The sequence below is a fragment of the Mesorhizobium sp. BHscii genome (assembly GCF_053848065.1).
In genome coordinates, this window is record NZ_JBSPKW010000003.1 from 261,750 (window position 1) to 279,852 (window position 18,103).

Consider the following 18,103-nt stretch of genomic DNA (forward strand, 5'->3'; position numbering starts at 1 on the left):
TTGCGTCCGGTCGCGTTTACATGACCGGTTCGGTGCGAACGCAATCACGGGGGTGAAACGGCGCAAGCTCGCCTTCCGGCTGCATCCTTGCTTCATCGTTTGGGCTGGCGTAATGAGGCGCCGCGCCAGCGGATTCTTGCCACACATGACCCGCTGGAACGGCACCGCACGGCATCGAATCGAATGCCATATCCTATGACAGAGCCCGACCCGAAATGCCGGAGATATCCATCGTCATTCCCTGCCGGAACGAGGCGGCGAACCTGCCGCTTCTGCTTGACGAGATCGGGGCGGCGATGGTCGGGCGCGACTTCGAGGTGATCGTCGTCAATGATGGTTCGACCGATGAGACCACCTCGGTGCTTGCCGCCCAGGCAGTGCTTCGCCCGTTTCCGCTTCGCCACCTCCGGCATGAGAAATCCGCCGGCCAGTCTCTCTCTGTGCGTTCGGGCGCTTGGGCGGCCCGCGGCGATATCGTCGCCATGATTGATGGCGACGGCCAGAACGATCCCAAATATATTCCGGTGCTGGTCGATGCGCTGCGGCAGGCCGGTCCCGGTTTCGGTGTTGCGCAAGGGCAGCGCCTGAAGCGTCGCGACAGCAAGATCAAGCAACTGGCGTCCCGTTTCGCCAACTGGCTGAGAAAGGCCGTCCTGCATGACGAGACCCGCGACACGGGCTGCGGCCTGAAGGCGATCCATACCGATATCCTTAGGAAATTACCGTTCTTCGACGGCACGCACCGCTTTGTTCCGGCCCTCGTCATCCAGGAGGGGTATCGCGTCGTGCATTGCGACGTCGTCGACCGCTCTCGCCGCCACGGCAAGTCGAATTACGGAATTTTCGATCGCGGCCTGCAAGGGGTGCTTGATCTCGCCGGTGTTTGGTGGCTGCGCCGCCGGCGCCGCAGAATGCCAAAAACAGTGGAAATCCGGCATGGCTAACGTGCTTCAGGAACTGGCGACCTGGCTTCACGACGTCTTCGTCAAGCAGTTCGATACGTGGATTCTGCTCGGCTTTGTCGCCCAGTTCTTTTTCAGCATGCGCTTCGTCGTGCAGTGGGTCGCATCGGAAAAAGCCAAGCGCAGCGTCGTGCCGATCGCTTTCTGGTTCTTTTCGCTGTTCGGCGGCAGCCTGCTGCTGATCTACGCCATCCAGCGGCAGGATCCGGTGTTCATCGCCGGCCAGGCCCTGGGACTGTTCATCTACATCCGCAACCTGTGGCTGATCGCCAACGAGCGCAAGGCGGCGATGACGAAGGTCGATTGAGCGACCTGCCTCTCAGCGCGACGTGGCGCAAGCCGGTAAGGTCGACACCTTCCTGGCCGCAGCAAATCCCTGGGAGTCCCCGGGCTGCGACCTTGCACAAGGTCGGTGCTACCTGTCGTCGAGTCCGCCGTAGGATCGTACAAGCCGGACCATGTCGGGCGAGTTCGAGCCCTCGCTCTCGAGCCCTTCGGCGACACCGCTACGGTCGGCTATTGGCCGGTTCTGGCTGACCTTCCACTTGCCCTGCATGTCCGTGATCTCGATTTCCAGCCCGACAATGCCCTTGATCTGCGACTGGATGAAGCTGGCTGGTGCGTCGGTCACCGCCCAAGGTGCTTTGCGAGCGGCTTCCTGTGTTACCGTCAGATCGGAAATCTGTCGGGCCAGCCAATCCTGGTCCTCGATCACTCTAACTGCACCGCGCACCTGGACAATGGCGTAGTTCCAAGTCGGCACGACCTTCCCGGTCTCGCGCTTGGTCTCGTACCAGGACGGCGTCACATAGGCATCGGTGCCCTGGAAGACGACCAGCACGGGCGATGCCGGGTTGTCGGCTAGCAGGCGCCATTGCGGATTGGCTCTCGCCAGATGGGCGCGCAGCCTGCCGTTCGGCGGCGCCTCTGCGTTGCGCAGGGAGGGGGCGTCGAGCAGGAACGGGATCGCGTTCGCGACCGGCCCCTCGGCTCCATTTGAAATCAGCAGGCCAAGCGGATGCGCCCGGATCAGCCCGTGCAGCACGTCCTGCCGCGTTTCCTGGAAATGCGGGGGCTGGTACATCGCTGTTATCTCAACCGTTTCGGCCGCGGGTCGGATAACTCGCCGGCCAGCCGGCGATCGAGATAGTCCGCGCATTCCTGGAGCAGGAGGTCCGCGTCGTTGGAGAAGAAATGGTTGGCCCCGGGCAAGGTCTTCTGGGTGATGGTGATGCCCTTTTGCGTGTGCAATTTGTCGACCAACCCCTGCACGTCCTTTGGCGGCGCGACCTTGTCGGCGTCGCCATGGATGATGAGGCCGGACGACGGGCAGGGGGCCAGGAACGAGAAATCATAGGTGTTGGGCTGCGGCGCGATCGAGATGAAGCCTTCGATCTCCGGCCGGCGCATCAGAAGCTGCATGCCGATCCAGGAGCCAAACGAATAGCCGGCGACCCAGCAGCTCTTGGAATCAGGATGCAGCGACTGCACCCAATCAAGTGCCGCGGCCGCATCCGACAATTCGCCGGTGCCGTGGTCGAATTCGCCTTGGCTGCGGCCGATGCCGCGGAAATTAAAGCGAAGCGTGGTGAAATCCCGCTTCTGGAACATGTAGAAGAGGTCGTAGACGATCTTGTTGTTCATCGTGCCGCCGAACTGGGGGTGCGGGTGCAGGATGATGGCAATCGGCGCGCTCTTTTCCTTGGAAGGCTGGTAGCGACCCTCCAGGCGGCCGGCCGGACCGGTGAAAATGACCTCAGGCATAAAATACTCCACATGGCATATGAATGCGCGGCGCCCGGAACAACTCTTCCTCTGGCCCCCAGTCTTCGCAGGCCTTGACGCAGGGCGAGCGTCTTTCTAGAAGCTAGTTTAGAATTGTTCAAAACTGGGTGGCCAAACATCGTGGTTCGGCCATCCGCGCCGCAAGTCGCGTAAATAGGACGGCTTGCCTTGCAATTTCAAGGAAATAACGCGCTATCCTCGCGGAATGGCTCTTGAAGGGACCGATCGAAACGAAAATGGCCGGAAGACGCGCCTATCTCGACTACAATGCCAGTGCGCCGCTGCTTGCCGCGGCGCGCACGGCAATGATTGCCGCGCTTGATGTCGCCGCCAACCCGTCATCGGTCCATGCCGAGGGTCGCGCCGCACGGCGGCTGATCGAGAATGCAAGGCGCGATGTGGCGATGCTGGTCAACGCCAGCGCCGAGCATGTCGTGTTCACCTCCGGTGCGACGGAAGCCGCCTCGACGCTGCTGACGCCGGATTGGCAGATGGGGCGCGGCACTATCCGCATGAGCCGGCTCTATGTCTGCGAAGCCGATCATCCTTGTGTGCTGAATGGCGGGCGCTTTCCGGCAGCCCAGGTGACACGCATCGGCGTCGACACCGACGGCATTGTCAGGCTGGACGCGTTGGCGGCGGCACTTGGCCGTCATGACAAGGCAGACGGCCTGCCGCTGGTGGCGATCCACGCTGCCAATAACGAGACCGGCATCATCCAGCCGGTCGAGCGCATCGCCGAAATCGTCAAGGCGGCGGGCGGCATTCTGATCATCGACGCCGTGCAGGCCGCCGGCCGCATTCCGCTCGATTTGTCAGCGGGTTACGCCGATTACCTGATTCTGTCTTCGCACAAGATCGGCGGTCCCAAGGGCGCTGGCGCCATCATCGCCGCCTCGGACCTGATGATGCCAAGACCCTTGATCGCCGGCGGTGGCCAGGAAAAGGGCCACCGTGGCGGCACCGAAAACCTAGCCGCGATCGCCGGTTTTGGCGCGGCGGCGCGAGAAGCCCTGATCGGATTGAAGAGCATCGATGCGGTCGGTCGCCGCCGCGACGAGATCGAGGCCATCGTGAAAACGCTGGTGCCGGATGCGGAAATCTTCGGAACCGGCGCGCCGAGGCTTGCTAATACGACATTCTTCGCTATTGCGGGCACCAAGGCCGAGACGGCGCAGATCGCCTTCGACCTCGCCGGCGTGGCGCTGTCGGCCGGTTCCGCCTGTTCGTCGGGCAAGGTTGGCCCGAGCCATGTCCTGAAAGCCATGGGGCACAGTGATAGCCTTGGCGCTTTGCGCGTGTCCATCGGCCACGCAACGAGTGCCAAGGATGTCGAGTTGTTCCGCAAGGCACTGTCAGGTATCGCCTCGCGGCAAGCCGGTAAGGAAGCGGCGGGCAGGGAAAAAGCTGCCTGAGTGCGGCAGAATGATGCAGGCCTTCGGGCCTGGTAGAGCCGTGCGTTTCATGGTGGCCGGGTGAATTTCCGGCAGGGACGCACTATATGGAACTTACGCCGCCTTGGTTGCCCATGGGCACTCGTTTCGCGGTGCCATAGTTTGAAAACTGTCGGGCCTTGACCCCGGCGTGGATGGAGAACGCATATGCCTGCTGTGCAGGACACGATCGATCGGGTCCGAAAGATCGACGTCGACCAGTATAAATACGGATTCCAGACCGAAATCGCGATGGACAAGGCCCCAAAGGGCCTGAGCGAAGACATTATTCGCTTCATTTCGGCGAAGAAGGACGAGCCGTCCTGGATGCTGGAATGGCGTCTGGAAGCCTATCGGCGCTGGGTGACGCTGGACGAGCCGAAGTGGGCGCGCGTCCATTATCCGAAGATCGATTTCCAGGACCTCTACTACTATGCGGCGCCCAAGAGCACGCCGGGACCGACATCGCTGAGCGACGTCGATCCTGAGCTCTTGAGGGTCTACGAAAAGCTCGGCATTCCGCTGAAGGAACAGGAAATCCTCGCCGGCGTGCAGAAGACCGACGCGTCGGAACTCGAGGAACCCAGCGACAATGTCTACAAGTCGGGCCGCGTCGCCGTCGACGCGGTGTTCGATTCGGTGTCCGTCGTCACCACCTTCAAGAAGGAGCTGGCGCAGGCCGGCGTCATTTTCTGTTCGATCTCGGAAGCGATCCGCGAGCACCCGGAACTGGTGAAGAAATATCTCGGTTCGGTTGTGCCGACCTCCGACAATTTCTACGCGACACTGAATTCGGCGGTGTTCACAGACGGCTCCTTCGTCTTCGTGCCCAAGGGCGTGCGCTGCCCGATGGAACTGTCGACCTATTTCCGCATGAACGAGAAGAATACCGGCCAGTTCGAGCGTACGCTGATCATCGCCGAGGAGGGGGCTTACGTCTCCTATCTCGAAGGCTGCACGGCGCCGCAGCGCGACGAGAACCAGCTTCACGCCGCCGTGGTCGAATTGATCGCGCTCGACGATGCCGAGATCAAATATTCGACGGTGCAGAACTGGTACCCCGGCGACGCCGAGGGCAAGGGCGGCATCTACAATTTCGTCACCAAACGCGGCGACTGCCGTGGCCATCGTTCGAAGATATCGTGGACGCAGGTCGAGACCGGCTCGGCCATCACCTGGAAATATCCGAGCTGCATCCTGCGCGGCGACGATTCCAGCGGCGAGTTCTATTCGATCGCCGTGTCAAACGGCTACCAGCAGGTCGATAGCGGCACCAAGATGATTCATCTCGGCAAGAACACGTCGAGCCGCATCATCTCCAAGGGCATCGCCGCCGGCCTTTCGCAGAACACCTATCGCGGACAGGTTTCGGCGCACCGCAAGGCGACCAACGCCCGCAACTTCACCAACTGCGACTCGCTGCTGATCGGCGACCAGTGCGGCGCGCACACCGTGCCCTACATGGAAGCCAAGAACGCGACGGCGAAGTTCGAGCATGAGGCGACGACGTCGAAAATTTCCGAAGACCAGAAATTCTACGTCATGCAGCGCGGCATTCCGGAAGAAGAGGCGATCGCGCTGATCGTCAACGGCTTCGTCAAGGACGTCATCCAGCAGCTGCCGATGGAGTTCGCCGTCGAGGCGCAGAAGCTGATTGGGATCTCGCTGGAAGGCAGCGTGGGTTGATTAGATGGAACGGCGCTCTTGGAAATTCTTCGAGCGTATCGAGAGCTTGATAGTCATCGTTCTGATGCTCTCGTTGACGCTCGCTATTGGAGGTGCCGTGGTGGCTCTGATAGGCGCAATGTTTGGCTTGAGTTCGGTAAAGAATATTGGTGGTTCGATTGCGGGCCTAGGCGCGGTTGGGTTTTTTGGCTGGATGTTCGTTACTGGCGATCTTGCGGGCGCGCTTTTAGGGAGATCCCGTCAAGGACCGAGCGTCGAGAACAAGAACACGAAAGTAGAAAATGATGCTTGAGATCAAGAACCTGCATGCCCGCATCGTCGATGACGGCACCGAGATTATCCGCGGCCTGAACCTGACGGTGAAAGCCGGCGAGGTCGCCGCCATCATGGGCCCGAACGGCTCGGGAAAATCGACGCTGTCCTACATCCTCGCCGGGCGCGAGGATTATGAAGTCACCGAGGGCGACATCCTCTACAACGGCCAGTCGATCCTCGAAATGGATCCGGCCGAGCGCGCCACATCAGGCATCTTTCTCGCCTTTCAGTATCCGATGGAAATACCGGGCGTCGCGACGATGGAATTCCTGAAGGTGGCGATGAACGAGCAGCGCAAGGCGCGCGGCGAGGAGCCGCTGAAGATCCCCGAATTCCTGAAGCGCGTGAAGGACGCCGCCGCCTCGCTCAACATGGACATGGCGATGCTGAAGCGGCCGCTCAATGTCGGCTTTTCCGGCGGCGAGAAGAAGCGCGCCGAGATCCTGCAGATGAAGCTTCTGGAGCCAAAACTCTGCGTGCTCGACGAGACCGATTCAGGCCTCGATATCGATGCGCTGAAGATCGTCTCGGACGGCGTCAACGCGCTGCGCTCGCCCGACCGCGCCATCGTCATCATCACCCACTACCAGCGCCTGCTCCAACACATCGAGCCGGATACTGTGCACGTGCTCTACAGGGGCCAGGTGATCAAATCGGGCGACAAGTCGCTGGCGCTCGATCTCGAGGCCAATGGCTATGCCGGCGTGATCGGCCAAGCCGCGTGAGATGCCAGAAGGCGAGACAAAGCTAGGCAAGGCGAAACTGATGAATATACATACGACACCCCAGCGAACGCCAGCCGAAACGGCGCTGATCGACTCCTTCAGCGACCGGCTCTCGCTGCTGCCCGGCGACGGCACGGTGATGCTGAAGCGCGACGACGCCATCGAGGCGATCAAGAGCGGCCTGCCGACGCGGCGCATCGAATCCTGGCACTACACCGACCTGCGTCGCCTGCTGGCTTCCGTGCCGGACTTCGATCCCGCGGCTGCCGCCAAGGCGATCGCACCGATCGTTGAAGGCTCTGCCGTTCTGCCAGTCCTGAACGGCGTCTCGAGCACGAAGCTGCCGACGGTTGATGGCGTTGCGGTGCAGCGCCTGTCGGAGAAGCTGACCGACGGCAGCGCAGCACCTGGGCTCGATCCGTATGGCACCGACGATGCAATCGGCGCTCTGAACACCGCTTTCGTTGCAGACGGCTATTTTGTCGACATCTCCGACGGCACCGAACTGGACAAGCCGATCGAACTGCAGAACCTGCAGGCCGGCGGCCAGACGCATGTGCGCTTGGGCGTCCGCGTCGGCGCCGGCGCCAAGGCTGTTATCGTCGAGCGCCAGGCGGGCGAGGGCGCCGCACTCGTCAGCTCGGTCAGCCAGCTTCTGCTTGACGAGGGCGCCGACGTGACGTGGCTGATCGTGCAGGAGCAGCCGGATACGGCCACGCATCTTGCCCAGTTCAAGGCGCATCTCGGCAAGAATGCGAAGCTGACGCTGTTCGTGATGAATGCCGGCGGCAAGCTGGTGCGCCAGGAGATCGTGGTCAAGACGACAGGCGAAGGCGCCGATTTCACGCTGCGCGGCATCAACCTGCTTGCCGGTGACACTCATACGGACGTGACCATGGTGCTCGACCATGCCGTGCCGCACACGGCTTCGACGGAAGTAATCCGCAATGTGGTTACCGGCAAGGCGCGCGGCATCTTCCAGGGGCGCATCAACGTCCACCAATATGCGCAGAAGACCAACGCCAAGATGGCCTGCAACACGCTGCTTCTGTCGGATGACGGCGAGTTCTCGACCAAGCCTGAGCTCGAAATCTTCGCCGACGATGTCGTCTGCGGCCATGGCGCGACCGTCACCGAGATCGACCATAGCCACCTGTTCTACCTGATGGCCCGCGGCATCGACGAGAAGACCGCGCGCGGCCTTCTGGTCAAGGCTTTCGTTGCCGAGGTAATTGAGGATCTGGACGACGAGGCGATTGTCGAGGCGCTGGAAGCAAGGCTCGACGGCTGGTTCGTGGCGCACGGCTAGCGCCTTCCTTCTCCCCTTGTGGGATGGGAGAAGGTGGATCGGCGCGTAGCGCCGAGACGGACGAGGGTGTTGGACGGAATGAGGCGATGAAGTTGTGATGGACCAGAAAGTCGAAAACATCCCCTACGACGTCGAGGCGATCCGCCGCGACTTCCCGATCCTGTCGCGGGAAGTCTATGGCAAGCCGTTGGTCTATCTCGACAACGGCGCCTCGGCGCAGAAGCCGCAGGTCGTGCTCGACACCATCCAGCACGCTTATTCCCAGGAATATGCCAACGTTCATCGCGGGCTGCATTTCCTGTCGAATGCCGCGACCGACGCCTATGAGAACGCGCGGAAGATAGTGCAGAGGTTTCTCAACGCGCCAAGCACCGACAACATCGTCTTCACCTCGAACACCACCGCGGCGATCAACACCGTCGCCTACGGCTTCGGCATGCCGAATATCGGCGAGGGCGACGAGATCGTGCTGTCGATCATGGAGCACCATTCCAATATCGTGCCGTGGCATTTCATCCGCGAGCGGCAGGGCGCCAAGCTGGTCTGGGTGCCGGTCGACGATCTCGGCGTCTTCCACATCGAGGAGTTCGAGAAGCGGCTGACTGATCGCACAAAACTGGTCGCCATCACGCACATGTCGAATGCGCTGGGCACGGTGACGCCGATCAAGGAGATCGTCCGCATCGCGCATGCGCGCGGCATTCCGGTGCTGGTCGACGGCAGCCAGAGCGCCGTGCATATGCCGATCGACGTCCAGGATCTCGATTGCGATTTCTTCGTCTTCACCGGCCACAAGGTCTACGGTCCCTCGGGCATCGGCGTGCTCTATGGCAAGAAGGACATGCTGGAGCGCATGCGCCCGTTCATGGGCGGCGGCGAGATGATCGAGGAGGTGACGCAAGACATCGTCACCTACAACGATCCGCCGCACCGTTTCGAGGCCGGCACGCCGCCGATCGTGCAGGCGATCGGGCTGGGCGCTGCGCTGGAATACATGGAAAAGATCGGCCGCGAGCGCATTGCCGCCCATGAGGCCGATTTGAAGGATTATGCCCATCAGCGGCTGCGTGCCATCAACTCGCTGCGCATCTTCGGCGACGCGCCCGATAAGGGCGCCATCATCTCCTTCGAACTGCAGGGTATTCATGCGCATGACGTATCGATGGTGATCGACCGGCAGGGTATTGCTGTCCGCGCCGGCACCCATTGCGCCCAGCCGCTGTTGAAACGCTTCGGCGTAACTTCCACATGCAGGGCATCGTTCGGCATGTATAATACCAGGGCCGAAGTCGACGCTTTGGCCGATGCGCTCGAAAAAGCGCGAAAATTCTTCGGGTGACGATCATGGATGATGTAGGCCGGACCGCTGAGACCGCTTCGGAAACGACTGCCAACGGTCTGGTTTCCGCCTCGGCCATTCCCGCCGACGAACTGGCGCGGCTGACCGACGATATCGTCTCGGCGCTGAAGACGGTCTATGACCCGGAGATTCCGGCCGACATCTACGAGCTTGGCCTGATCTACAAGATCGACATCGAGGACGACCGCTCGGTCAAGATCGACATGACGCTGACCGCGCCCGGCTGTCCGGTGGCCGGCGAAATGCCGGGCTGGGTGGAAAATGCCGTCGGCGCCGTGGAGGGCGTTTCAGGCGTCGAGGTCACCATGACCTTCGATCCGCCCTGGTCACCCGACCGCATGTCGGAAGAGGCACAGGTAGCGGTGGGTTGGTACTAGCACCGGATATGACAAAGATTGGTGCACTTGCGCCAGGCAGAGAATTTCACCATTTTAGGTGAGGAATCATTCGGCAGGCCTTGAACCTGCACGCAATGGAGAAAGAAAAGATGGGACGCTTTGCCGTCATCACGATGACCGAAAAGGCCGCCGACCGGGTTCGCGAGATCGTTGCGACCCGTGAGAATGCGTACGGCATTCGCCTTGGCATCAAGAAGGGCGGCTGCGCCGGCATGGAATATACGGTCGACCTGGTGACCGAGCCTAACACGAAGGATGACCATATCGAGCGCGACGGCGCCCATGTTTACGTCGCCCCCGAGGCCGCACTTTTCCTGTTCGGCACCGAGATGGATTTCGAGCAGACGACGCTGCGCACCGGCTTCACCTTCCGCAACCCGAACCAGAGTTCTGCCTGCGGCTGCGGCGAATCGGTCGAGTTGAAACCGGCCGATCTGAAGGCACTGGCCGAGGCGCGCGCTTCGGCCTGATCGGGCTCCTCAGTCCACCCACATTCCCGTTCGTTTGTGCCATCCGGCGATCGATTCTTCCGGATAGACATCGTAGGCCCTGTCGTCCTCGCCGATGTCGGGCTCGACCCAGTTCGCCTTGTATTTCAGCATGAGGTGCACCTTTTCAGGCGGTTTCGGCAGGTCTGTGTCGATCGCCGATGCAAATGGGTGGACCAGCTCCGGCCACGTCGGATCGTAGAGCCAGAGTGCCGATCCGCATTTCCTGCAGAAATTCCGCTCGCCTGACGAGATCTCGCATTGTGGATGCTCGTCGTCCTCGATCTCGGCTTGATAGACGCCAAGGTTGCGCTTGCCCTTGATTTTCAGCGTATCGAAATCGGCACCGAGATTGATGGCAAAGCCGCCGCCGCCCTGCTGCTTGCGGCAGATCGAGCAATAGCAAAGCATGAACGGCACCGGCGTGTGGCTTTCCACCTCGAAGCGGACGGCATCGCACCGGCAGGACCCTTTGAGCAGAAGCGGCATGATGAGGGACTCCGAAGAATTTGGCTCTCAACTTGTCAGGATGGTTTTGGTTGCGGCGATGACAAGGGGAAATCCGGGTGACATGATCGCGGCATGGACAATGAACGCATTGCCGAACTTTTCGAAGGCCTCGGCCCGGTCAGCATTCGCAAGATGTTCGGCGGCAAGGGCATCTACTTCGACGGCGTCATCGTCGCCATCGTCATCCGTGGCGAATTGATGCTGAAGGCCGACTCGGAAAGCGCGCCCGAATTCGAAGCGGCCGGCTGCCGGCAATGGACCTACACCGGCTCGCGGCACGGCAAGCTCGTGTCCATGCCGTATTGGAGCATTCCCGACAGCGCCTTCGACGATCCGGACGAGATGGCGGTCTGGGCGCGCCGGGCCTATGAGGCGGGGCTGCGTGCCGGCAAATAGGCCGCCTCTCCACTGGTCATCAGCTCATGCCAATTTTCTGCGGCTCGGGCACAAGGGCCAGCGCGTCGGCAAAGTCTGCCGCCGTAAAGACCGGCACAATTTCGGCACTTTCGATCGCAAGCATTGCCGCGGCAACGCCGTCACGCAGCGCCGCGCGCAGCGTCAGGCCGCGCAGCAGGGCGGCGACCATTGCGCCCGCCAGCGCATCGGCGGCGACGTCGGTGACTTTTCTTGGCGGCGGGATCGAGAAGGCGCCGGCCTCGTCGAAACCCAGCACCGGACCGTCATCCGACCTCACCACGCCATATTTGAGGCCGGCGCGCCTCAGGCGGTCGATGATATCACGCTCCGCCGTGTCGATACCGACATCGGCGAGTGCGATGGCCTCGCGCCGGTCCATGAAGACCATCGCCAGGCTGCCAAGCACCGGCGCGAGCCGCACCGCCTTGTCTGGTGAGACGGCGAGGGCGAAGACCGGCTTGCCGGCGGCAAGCGCCACCAGCCGCTCCAGCGCCGTCGACGGCAGGTTGGCGTCGCACAGGACCGCATGGGCGGTGCTGATCGCCTCACGCACCTTGGCACGGCGGATCTGCTTGGGAAGCGCCAGGTCGTAGAGCGCCATGTCGGAAAGGCCGACGATCAGCGCGCCGTCGCCGTCGATTATCGTCGTGTTGCTCGGCGTCGTGCGATCGAGGAACACCACGGATAGATCAGCAATGCCGGCCGCAGCGATGGCGCGCGAGACCGTGTCGGCCAGAACATCGCCGCCGCGCACCGAAAGCAGCGAGCCGGAGACGCCGCGCCGCACGGCGCCGCGCAGCGCATTGAAGACGGCGCCGCCGACAGCCTCGCGCATCGTGCCGGGATTCGACGCCGCCGGCACAAAGGCGCCCGAAACCTGGCCGCGCCGATCTATATAGGCGCCGCCTACGGCCAGGATTGTCGGCGACTTCATCATGCCTGGGAGGAGACCTTTGCTGTTGCCGGGCAAAGACTAGGGTGTCCGGCGGAACCCGGCAACCGAAGGCGCGATTCGAAAGATGCCAGCACGATCCTGCGGGTGAAGCGGGATACATCCTGGGGTGAAACACGAAACAAAAAAAGAACAAATCCGGATATTGTTTGTTTTTCAATCGTTTGTCTCCCCTTGCCAGACGAGAACAAAAAAGGTACAAATTAATAAGGATTACGGATTGTCCGGCCTTCATTGACGACCAAGGGGTGATGTATCATGGCTCAGAATTCTTTGCGGCTGGTAGAGGACAAAGCAGTGGATAAATCAAAGGCTCTGGATGCGGCGCTGTCGCAAATCGAGCGTGCCTTCGGCAAGGGCTCGATCATGCGGCTCGGCGCAAACGAGCAGGTCGTCGAGATCGAAACGGTGCCGACCGGTTCACTTGGCCTCGACATCGCGCTTGGCGTCGGCGGCCTGCCGCGCGGCCGCATCGTCGAGATCTATGGGCCGGAAAGCTCGGGCAAGACGACGCTGGCGCTGCACACGGTGGCCGAAGCCCAGAAGAAGGGCGGCATCTGCGCCTTTGTCGATGCCGAGCACGCGCTCGATCCGGTCTATGCGCGCAAGCTCGGCGTCGACCTCGAAAATCTGCTGATCTCGCAGCCCGATACCGGCGAACAGGCGCTGGAGATCTGCGACACGCTGGTGCGTTCCGGCGCCATCGACGTGCTGGTGGTCGATTCGGTCGCGGCGCTGACGCCGCGCGCCGAAATCGAGGGCGAAATGGGCGATTCACTGCCCGGCCTGCAGGCCCGCCTGATGAGCCAGGCGCTGCGCAAGCTGACCGCCTCGATCTCGCGCTCCAACACCATGGTCATCTTCATCAACCAGATCCGCATGAAGATCGGCGTGATGTTCGGTTCGCCCGAGACCACGACCGGCGGCAACGCGCTGAAATTCTATGCTTCGGTGCGCCTCGACATTCGCCGCATCGGCTCGGTCAAGGACCGCGACGAGGTCGTCGGCAACCAGACCCGCGTCAAGGTGGTCAAGAACAAGCTGGCGCCGCCCTTCAAGGTGGTCGAGTTCGACATCATGTATGGCGAGGGCGTGTCCAAGACCGGCGAGCTGGTCGACCTCGGCGTCAAGGCCGGCGTGGTCGAGAAGTCGGGCGCCTGGTTCTCCTATAATTCGCAGCGTCTCGGCCAGGGCCGCGAGAACGCAAAACTGTTCCTGCGCGACAATCCCGACACGGCACGCGAGATCGAGCTGGCGCTGAGGCAGAATGCCGGGCTGATCGCCGAGAAATTCCTCGAAAATGGCGGTTCCGAAGGCGGAGACGATGGTTTCGAGGACGAAGCGGGCGCGATGTAAGATACAGGCTGTGCCAGCCAGGATACCCGTTTGAGTTCGCGTATCCCGAATTGAGTTGGTGTATCGATGTGTTTATGCCGCCGGCCTTGGGCCGGCGGTTTGCGTTTTTGCTGATAGCTCTGGTCATTGTGAACAGCCGGCCAGCGCTACGGTTTGGAGCAATTCCGTGTTTCTGGACAGGGTGCGGTGCGACCGCTAAAAGGCCATGTCTGTTTTCCGCCGGCAATCGGCGGATCTCTCGAAAAGGCAGTATTCATGAGTGGCGTCAACGAGATCAGGTCGGCATTTCTCGACTATTTCCGCAAAGAGGGTCACGAGGTCGTGGCGTCGAGCCCGCTGGTGCCGCGCAACGACCCGACGCTGATGTTCACCAACGCTGGCATGGTGCAGTTCAAGAACGTCTTCACGGGGTTGGAAAGCCGTCCCTATTCGCGCGCCACCACCTCGCAGAAATGCGTGCGCGCCGGCGGCAAGCACAACGATCTCGACAATGTCGGCTACACTGCCCGTCACCACACCTTCTTCGAGATGCTCGGCAATTTCTCCTTCGGCGATTATTTCAAGGAGCGCGCCATCGAGCTTGCCTGGAACCTGATCACCCGCGAGTTCGGCATCGCCAAGGACCGGCTTCTGGTGACCGTCTACCATACCGACGACGCGGCCGCGGGCTTCTGGAAGAAGATCGCCGGGCTGCCGGAGGACAGGATCATCCGGATCGCCACCAGCGACAATTTCTGGGCGATGGGCGATACCGGTCCCTGCGGCCCGTGCTCGGAAATCTTCTACGACCATGGCGCCGACATTCCGGGCGGCCCGCCCGGCAGCGCGGATGAGGACGGCGACCGTTTCATCGAGATCTGGAACCTCGTCTTCATGCAGTTCGAGCAGGTGACGAAGGCGGAGCGGATCGAACTGCCGCGCCCGTCGATCGACACCGGCATGGGGCTGGAGCGCATCGCAGCCGTCCTGCAGGGTGAGCACGACAATTACGACATCGACCTGTTCAAGGCGCTGATCCGTGCCTCGGAAGAGGCGACCGGCGTCAAGGCGGAAGGCAAGAACCGGGCGAGCCACCGCGTCATTGCCGATCACCTGCGCGCATCGAGCTTCCTCATCGCCGACGGCGTGCTGCCGTCGAACGAAGGCCGCGGCTACGTGCTGCGTCGCATCATGCGCCGCGCCATGCGCCATGCGCAGCTTTTGGGCGCCCGTGATCCGCTGATGTGGCGGCTGGTGCCGGCGCTGGTGCGCGAGATGGGCCAGGCCTATCCCGAACTGGTGCGCGGCCAGCCGCTGATATCAGAGACGCTGAAGCTCGAGGAAACGCGCTTCCGCAAGACGCTGGCGCGCGGCCTCGGCCTGCTTGCCGACGCGACCGAGGCGCTCGGCAGCGGCGACCGGCTTGACGGCGAGACAGCGTTCAAGCTCTACGACACCTATGGCTTCCCGCTCGACCTCACTCAGGACGCACTGCGCCCGCGCGGGGTTTCGGTCGATCTTGAGGGATTTAACGCGGCGATGGAGCGGCAGAAGGCCGAAGCGCGGAAGAGCTGGGCCGGCTCCGGCGACGCGGCCACCGAAACCGTCTGGTTCGCGGTGCGCGAGAAGGCGGGCGCGACCGAGTTTCTAGGCTACGACACCGAGCAAGCAGAAGGCATCGTTCAGGCGCTAGTCAGGGATGGCGCCGCGGTGGAGAGCGCCGTTGTCGGCGAAACCGTCGGCGTCGTCGTCAACCAGACGCCGTTCTATGGCGAGTCCGGCGGCCAGATGGGCGACACCGGCGTGATTTCGGGCGAAGGTTTTGCTATCGACGTCACCGACACGCAGAAGAAGGGCGACGGCCTGTTCGTGCATTTCGGCAAGGTCACCAAGGGCACCGTCAAGACGGGTGAAGCGGTCGAGTTGAAGGTCGACCATATCAGGCGCACGCGACTACGCTCAAACCATTCGGCGACCCACCTTGTCCACGAGGCGCTGCGCGAGGTGCTCGGCACTCATGTCGCGCAAAAGGGCTCGCTGGTCGCGCCGGAACGGCTGCGCTTCGACTTTTCCCATCCCAAGCCGATTTCGGCCGAGGAACTGGAACGCGTCGAGGCGATGGCCAACGAGATCGTCGTGCAGAACGGCCCGGTGACGACGAGGCTGATGAGCGTCGATGACGCGATTGCCGAGGGCGCCATGGCGCTGTTCGGCGAAAAATATGGCGACGAGGTCCGCGTCGTGTCGATGGGCACCGGGGTTGCCGGTGACAAGGCCGGCAAGCCCTATTCGGTCGAGCTCTGCGGCGGCACCCATGTCGGCGCCACCGGCGATATCGGCCTGGTCCGGCTGGTGTCGGAGGGCGCTGTCGCCGCTGGCGTACGCCGCATCGAGGCGCTGACCGGAGAGGCGGCCAGAAAGCATCTCGACGAACAGGACAGGCGGCTGAAGGCGGTCGCTGCCACGCTGAAGATTTCGCCGGCCGACGTGCCGGCCCGCGTCGAGGCGCTGCTTGACGAGCGCAAGAAGCTTGAGAAGGAGCTGACCGAGGCGCGCAAGAAGCTGGCGCTGGGCGACCGCTCGCCAGCCGGCGTGCCTGCGGAAAACGAAACCATTGCCGGTGTCGGTTTTCTCGGCAAGGCGGTATCGGGCGTCGCGCCAAAGGATTTGAAGCCGTTGGCCGATGCCGGCAAGAAGTCGCTCGGCTCCGGCGTCGTCGTCTTCGTTGGCGCCGGCGAGGACAACAAGGCGAGCGTCGTGGTCGGCGTCACCGACGACCTGACCGGCCGCTTCAGCGCCGTCGATCTGGTCCGCGTGGCATCCGCGGCATTGGGCGGGCAGGGCGGCGGTGGTCGACCCGATATGGCCCAGGCCGGCGGCCCGGACGCCTCGAGGGCCGAAGACGCGATCGCTGCGGTGAAAGCGGCTCTGGAGGCGGCCTGATCGGTTGCTGGGGGTCTGGGAGGCATCCCCCTCTGTCCTGCCGGACATCTCCCCCTCAAGGGGGGAGATTGGCAGCTTCATTGCCCTGCCTTTCCTCAAACGTTGAAAATTGGCGAAAACAATCGTGACATCCAATCTCCCCCCTTGAGGGGGAGATGTCCGGCAGGACAGAGGGGGGTGCTGTCCCTCGGCCTTTCGGACTTTGTCACCCAGCCTTTTCAGTACGGGCAAAGCTCTCCCGGGCCGCGATGCTGGCATACCAGTCCCGAAGATCTGGAAATTCGGCCAGCAGCTTCCGCCCTTCGGTGACCTTGACGAAATAGCCGATGATGGGTGCTGCATGCAGGTCGGCGAGCGTCAGTTGCTCGCCCAACAGCCATGGCCCCTCGGCCTTCAGCGATGAGAGCGCCTTAAGCGTCGTTCTCGCCTGCCGAAGTCCGGCGGCGATCAAAGCCTCGTCGGGCGCCGTCTTTTCCAGCCGCTCGACGGCGACATCCCAGACCATGGCCCGATAGGCATAGGCGTCGAGCATGCCGATGATCTGGTTCATGGTTGCGCAGGCGCGCGCATTCGCCGGCTGGAGGGCCGGCCCGGCAAACGCCTCATCGATGTAACGCGTAATCGCGCTGGTCTCGTGGAGGCGGAACCCGTCATGCTCGAAGGCCGGGATGCGGCCGAACGGCTGATGGTCGAAATACCAGCCGGGAATGCCGTCCGCCGCAAAGATGTCGACCGGCACAAGTTCGTAGTCGATGCCTTTTTCCGCGAGTGCGAGGCGGACGATGCGCACGTAGACGCTGTAGTCCGCCCCGTAGACGACTGGCCTGCTCATGATTGTACACCCGTCGGTTACTGCTAGGACAACTGGCTGTTAGGTCGTGGTAAATTGCCGGCCGCTAATCGCCGAACAACCGATCAACCGCAATTTTCTTCCTCCGCGTCACAAATTCCCGTCGAGGGCTGAGGCGAGTTTTTCACACTGCACGGATACTTTTCGGCCAGCGCATATCGTATGAAATTTTGAGCATTGGTTGCACCAAGTTCCGGATGCATATGGCCGTAGTCGACCACAAATTTGACCAAGGTGGATATCCGAACGTGATCGGGAACGCACGCAATTGGAAGAATGCCGCCCCGAAGCGAATCTTTTTGTAATGCAAGGGTGTCCGACGTGCTTTCGATCGTGCCTTTGCACCGGCCAGCATCAAAGTAGAATTCAGCCTTCTCACCTTGCGGCGTTTTGCTGGCTAGTCCTTTTATCAGCCTGAGGTAGGCATCACAGTTTTTGAGAAGCATGCTGCCGTTTTGAAAGTACCAAATGTCCTCTCCGGGCTTCGGATCTGCAAAGGCACCGGAACCAGCCCCCAACACAATCGCTGATGCCAAGCAAAATGAACGGTTCCACTTTTCCATGAGCAAGTGGCCTCATTGTTGGGGAATGATCGAGGGCGGCCGGTTCTTTTTAGTCGCCGCCCTTCGTCGCAA

Annotated in this window: 19 protein-coding genes; 13 read left to right on the top strand and 6 right to left on the bottom strand. The window is 62.0% G+C overall.

What is annotated here, in order from left to right:
* Positions 1 to 215 precede the first annotated feature (215 nt).
* Both ACWTU7_RS06440 and ACWTU7_RS06445 read left to right on the top strand, forming a co-directional pair.
* The gene (locus ACWTU7_RS06440) at positions 216 to 944 is read left to right on the top strand and encodes a glycosyltransferase family 2 protein (RefSeq protein WP_455838181.1); all 729 of its coding nucleotides are present in this window, start codon (positions 216 to 218) and stop codon (positions 942 to 944) included.
* Positions 937 to 1,269: a lipid-A-disaccharide synthase N-terminal domain-containing protein gene (locus ACWTU7_RS06445; RefSeq protein ID WP_029353575.1), complete on the top strand. Its 333-nt coding sequence runs from the start codon at positions 937 to 939 to the stop codon at positions 1,267 to 1,269. Before ACWTU7_RS06440 ends, ACWTU7_RS06445 begins: the two co-directional genes overlap by 8 nt.
* A gap of 108 nt (positions 1,270 to 1,377) precedes the next feature.
* Here ACWTU7_RS06445 and ACWTU7_RS06450 read toward each other — a convergent pair whose 3' ends face one another.
* Complete coding sequence (locus ACWTU7_RS06450; protein ID WP_029353576.1) at positions 1,378 to 2,046, bottom strand: FMN-binding negative transcriptional regulator; 669 nt, start codon at positions 2,044 to 2,046, stop codon at positions 1,378 to 1,380.
* A gap of 5 nt (positions 2,047 to 2,051) precedes the next feature.
* Entirely contained in the window at positions 2,052 to 2,726 is a 675-nt protein-coding gene (locus tag ACWTU7_RS06455) for an alpha/beta hydrolase (RefSeq protein ID WP_027154148.1), read from the bottom strand.
* A gap of 257 nt (positions 2,727 to 2,983) precedes the next feature.
* Here ACWTU7_RS06455 and ACWTU7_RS06460 point away from each other — a divergent pair, with 257 nt between their 5' ends.
* The 8 genes from ACWTU7_RS06460 to sufA all read left to right on the top strand — a co-directional run bounded on the left by ACWTU7_RS06460 (position 2,984) and on the right by sufA (position 10,443).
* Positions 2,984 to 4,162: a cysteine desulfurase family protein gene (locus ACWTU7_RS06460; RefSeq protein ID WP_455838182.1), complete on the top strand. Its 1,179-nt coding sequence runs from the start codon at positions 2,984 to 2,986 to the stop codon at positions 4,160 to 4,162.
* A gap of 186 nt (positions 4,163 to 4,348) precedes the next feature.
* A complete protein-coding gene (gene sufB / locus ACWTU7_RS06465) occupies positions 4,349 to 5,866 on the top strand; it encodes a Fe-S cluster assembly protein SufB (protein ID WP_095521676.1) in 1,518 nt (505 codons plus the stop codon).
* Positions 5,867 to 5,870: 4 nt separating this feature from the next.
* The gene (locus ACWTU7_RS06470) at positions 5,871 to 6,158 is read left to right on the top strand and encodes a hypothetical protein (RefSeq protein ID WP_455838183.1); all 288 of its coding nucleotides are present in this window, start codon (positions 5,871 to 5,873) and stop codon (positions 6,156 to 6,158) included.
* Positions 6,151 to 6,906 carry a Fe-S cluster assembly ATPase SufC gene (gene sufC, locus ACWTU7_RS06475; protein WP_029353585.1) on the top strand — a complete coding sequence of 252 codons (756 nt, stop codon included), beginning with the start codon at positions 6,151 to 6,153 and terminating at the stop codon, positions 6,904 to 6,906. Before ACWTU7_RS06470 ends, sufC begins: the two co-directional genes overlap by 8 nt.
* A 40-nt stretch (positions 6,907 to 6,946) precedes the next feature.
* Positions 6,947 to 8,215, top strand: coding sequence for a Fe-S cluster assembly protein SufD (gene sufD / locus ACWTU7_RS06480; protein WP_455838184.1), 1,269 nt, complete (start codon positions 6,947 to 6,949; stop codon positions 8,213 to 8,215).
* A 97-nt stretch (positions 8,216 to 8,312) separates the two neighbouring features.
* Positions 8,313 to 9,554: a cysteine desulfurase gene (locus tag ACWTU7_RS06485; RefSeq protein ID WP_455838185.1), complete on the top strand. Its 1,242-nt coding sequence runs from the start codon at positions 8,313 to 8,315 to the stop codon at positions 9,552 to 9,554.
* A 5-nt stretch (positions 9,555 to 9,559) separates the two neighbouring features.
* Positions 9,560 to 9,952 carry an SUF system Fe-S cluster assembly protein gene (locus ACWTU7_RS06490; RefSeq protein WP_455838186.1) on the top strand — a complete coding sequence of 131 codons (393 nt, stop codon included), beginning with the start codon at positions 9,560 to 9,562 and terminating at the stop codon, positions 9,950 to 9,952.
* 110 nt (positions 9,953 to 10,062) lie between these two features.
* The gene (gene sufA / locus ACWTU7_RS06495) at positions 10,063 to 10,443 is read left to right on the top strand and encodes a Fe-S cluster assembly scaffold SufA (protein WP_029353590.1); all 381 of its coding nucleotides are present in this window, start codon (positions 10,063 to 10,065) and stop codon (positions 10,441 to 10,443) included.
* Positions 10,444 to 10,452: 9 nt separating this feature from the next.
* Here the strand turns inward: sufA and ACWTU7_RS06500 are convergent, their stop codons facing one another.
* Complete coding sequence (locus tag ACWTU7_RS06500) at positions 10,453 to 10,950, bottom strand: GFA family protein (protein ID WP_029353593.1); 498 nt, start codon at positions 10,948 to 10,950, stop codon at positions 10,453 to 10,455.
* Between the two features lie 93 nt (positions 10,951 to 11,043).
* Between ACWTU7_RS06500 and ACWTU7_RS06505 the strand changes: the two genes are divergently transcribed.
* On the top strand, positions 11,044 to 11,367 hold the full coding sequence (locus ACWTU7_RS06505; protein WP_029353596.1) for a TfoX/Sxy family protein: 324 nt from the start codon (positions 11,044 to 11,046) through the stop codon (positions 11,365 to 11,367).
* Positions 11,368 to 11,386: 19 nt separating this feature from the next.
* On the opposite strand, the gene ACWTU7_RS06510 is transcribed toward ACWTU7_RS06505, so the two are convergent.
* Positions 11,387 to 12,325, bottom strand: coding sequence for a carbohydrate kinase family protein (locus tag ACWTU7_RS06510; protein WP_455838187.1), 939 nt, complete (start codon positions 12,323 to 12,325; stop codon positions 11,387 to 11,389).
* Between the two features lie 273 nt (positions 12,326 to 12,598).
* On the opposite strand from ACWTU7_RS06510, the gene recA reads away from it, so the two are divergent.
* Positions 12,599 to 13,696, top strand: coding sequence for a recombinase RecA (gene recA, locus ACWTU7_RS06515; protein ID WP_008875470.1), 1,098 nt, complete (start codon positions 12,599 to 12,601; stop codon positions 13,694 to 13,696).
* Positions 13,697 to 13,951: 255 nt separating this feature from the next.
* The gene (gene alaS / locus ACWTU7_RS06520) at positions 13,952 to 16,618 is read left to right on the top strand and encodes an alanine--tRNA ligase (RefSeq protein ID WP_455838188.1); all 2,667 of its coding nucleotides are present in this window, start codon (positions 13,952 to 13,954) and stop codon (positions 16,616 to 16,618) included.
* Between the two features lie 205 nt (positions 16,619 to 16,823).
* Here the strand turns inward: alaS and ACWTU7_RS06525 are convergent, their stop codons facing one another.
* Positions 16,824 to 17,450 (bottom strand): glutathione S-transferase family protein, encoded by a 627-nt coding sequence (locus ACWTU7_RS06525; RefSeq protein WP_455838189.1) that lies wholly within the window; start codon positions 17,448 to 17,450, stop codon positions 16,824 to 16,826.
* A gap of 83 nt (positions 17,451 to 17,533) precedes the next feature.
* Positions 17,534 to 18,031 carry a Rap1a/Tai family immunity protein gene (locus tag ACWTU7_RS06530; protein WP_455838190.1) on the bottom strand — a complete coding sequence of 166 codons (498 nt, stop codon included), beginning with the start codon at positions 18,029 to 18,031 and terminating at the stop codon, positions 17,534 to 17,536.
* Positions 18,032 to 18,103: the final 72 nt, after the last annotated feature.

Coding starts and splice junctions, on each gene's coding strand:
- ACWTU7_RS06440 (WP_455838181.1), top strand. CDS start 216: ATGCCGGAGATATCCATCGTCATTCCCTGCCGGAACGAGGCGGCGAAC.
- ACWTU7_RS06445 (WP_029353575.1), top strand. CDS start 937: ATGGCTAACGTGCTTCAGGAACTGGCGACCTGGCTTCACGACGTCTTC.
- ACWTU7_RS06450 (WP_029353576.1), bottom strand. CDS start 2,046: ATGTACCAGCCCCCGCATTTCCAGGAAACGCGGCAGGACGTGCTGCAC.
- ACWTU7_RS06455 (WP_027154148.1), bottom strand. CDS start 2,726: ATGCCTGAGGTCATTTTCACCGGTCCGGCCGGCCGCCTGGAGGGTCGC.
- ACWTU7_RS06460 (WP_455838182.1), top strand. CDS start 2,984: ATGGCCGGAAGACGCGCCTATCTCGACTACAATGCCAGTGCGCCGCTG.
- sufB (WP_095521676.1), top strand. CDS start 4,349: ATGCCTGCTGTGCAGGACACGATCGATCGGGTCCGAAAGATCGACGTC.
- ACWTU7_RS06470 (WP_455838183.1), top strand. CDS start 5,871: ATGGAACGGCGCTCTTGGAAATTCTTCGAGCGTATCGAGAGCTTGATA.
- sufC (WP_029353585.1), top strand. CDS start 6,151: ATGCTTGAGATCAAGAACCTGCATGCCCGCATCGTCGATGACGGCACC.
- sufD (WP_455838184.1), top strand. CDS start 6,947: ATGAATATACATACGACACCCCAGCGAACGCCAGCCGAAACGGCGCTG.
- ACWTU7_RS06485 (WP_455838185.1), top strand. CDS start 8,313: ATGGACCAGAAAGTCGAAAACATCCCCTACGACGTCGAGGCGATCCGC.
- ACWTU7_RS06490 (WP_455838186.1), top strand. CDS start 9,560: ATGGATGATGTAGGCCGGACCGCTGAGACCGCTTCGGAAACGACTGCC.
- sufA (WP_029353590.1), top strand. CDS start 10,063: ATGGGACGCTTTGCCGTCATCACGATGACCGAAAAGGCCGCCGACCGG.
- ACWTU7_RS06500 (WP_029353593.1), bottom strand. CDS start 10,950: ATGCCGCTTCTGCTCAAAGGGTCCTGCCGGTGCGATGCCGTCCGCTTC.
- ACWTU7_RS06505 (WP_029353596.1), top strand. CDS start 11,044: ATGGACAATGAACGCATTGCCGAACTTTTCGAAGGCCTCGGCCCGGTC.
- ACWTU7_RS06510 (WP_455838187.1), bottom strand. CDS start 12,325: ATGATGAAGTCGCCGACAATCCTGGCCGTAGGCGGCGCCTATATAGAT.
- recA (WP_008875470.1), top strand. CDS start 12,599: ATGGCTCAGAATTCTTTGCGGCTGGTAGAGGACAAAGCAGTGGATAAA.
- alaS (WP_455838188.1), top strand. CDS start 13,952: ATGAGTGGCGTCAACGAGATCAGGTCGGCATTTCTCGACTATTTCCGC.
- ACWTU7_RS06525 (WP_455838189.1), bottom strand. CDS start 17,450: ATGAGCAGGCCAGTCGTCTACGGGGCGGACTACAGCGTCTACGTGCGC.
- ACWTU7_RS06530 (WP_455838190.1), bottom strand. CDS start 18,031: ATGGAAAAGTGGAACCGTTCATTTTGCTTGGCATCAGCGATTGTGTTG.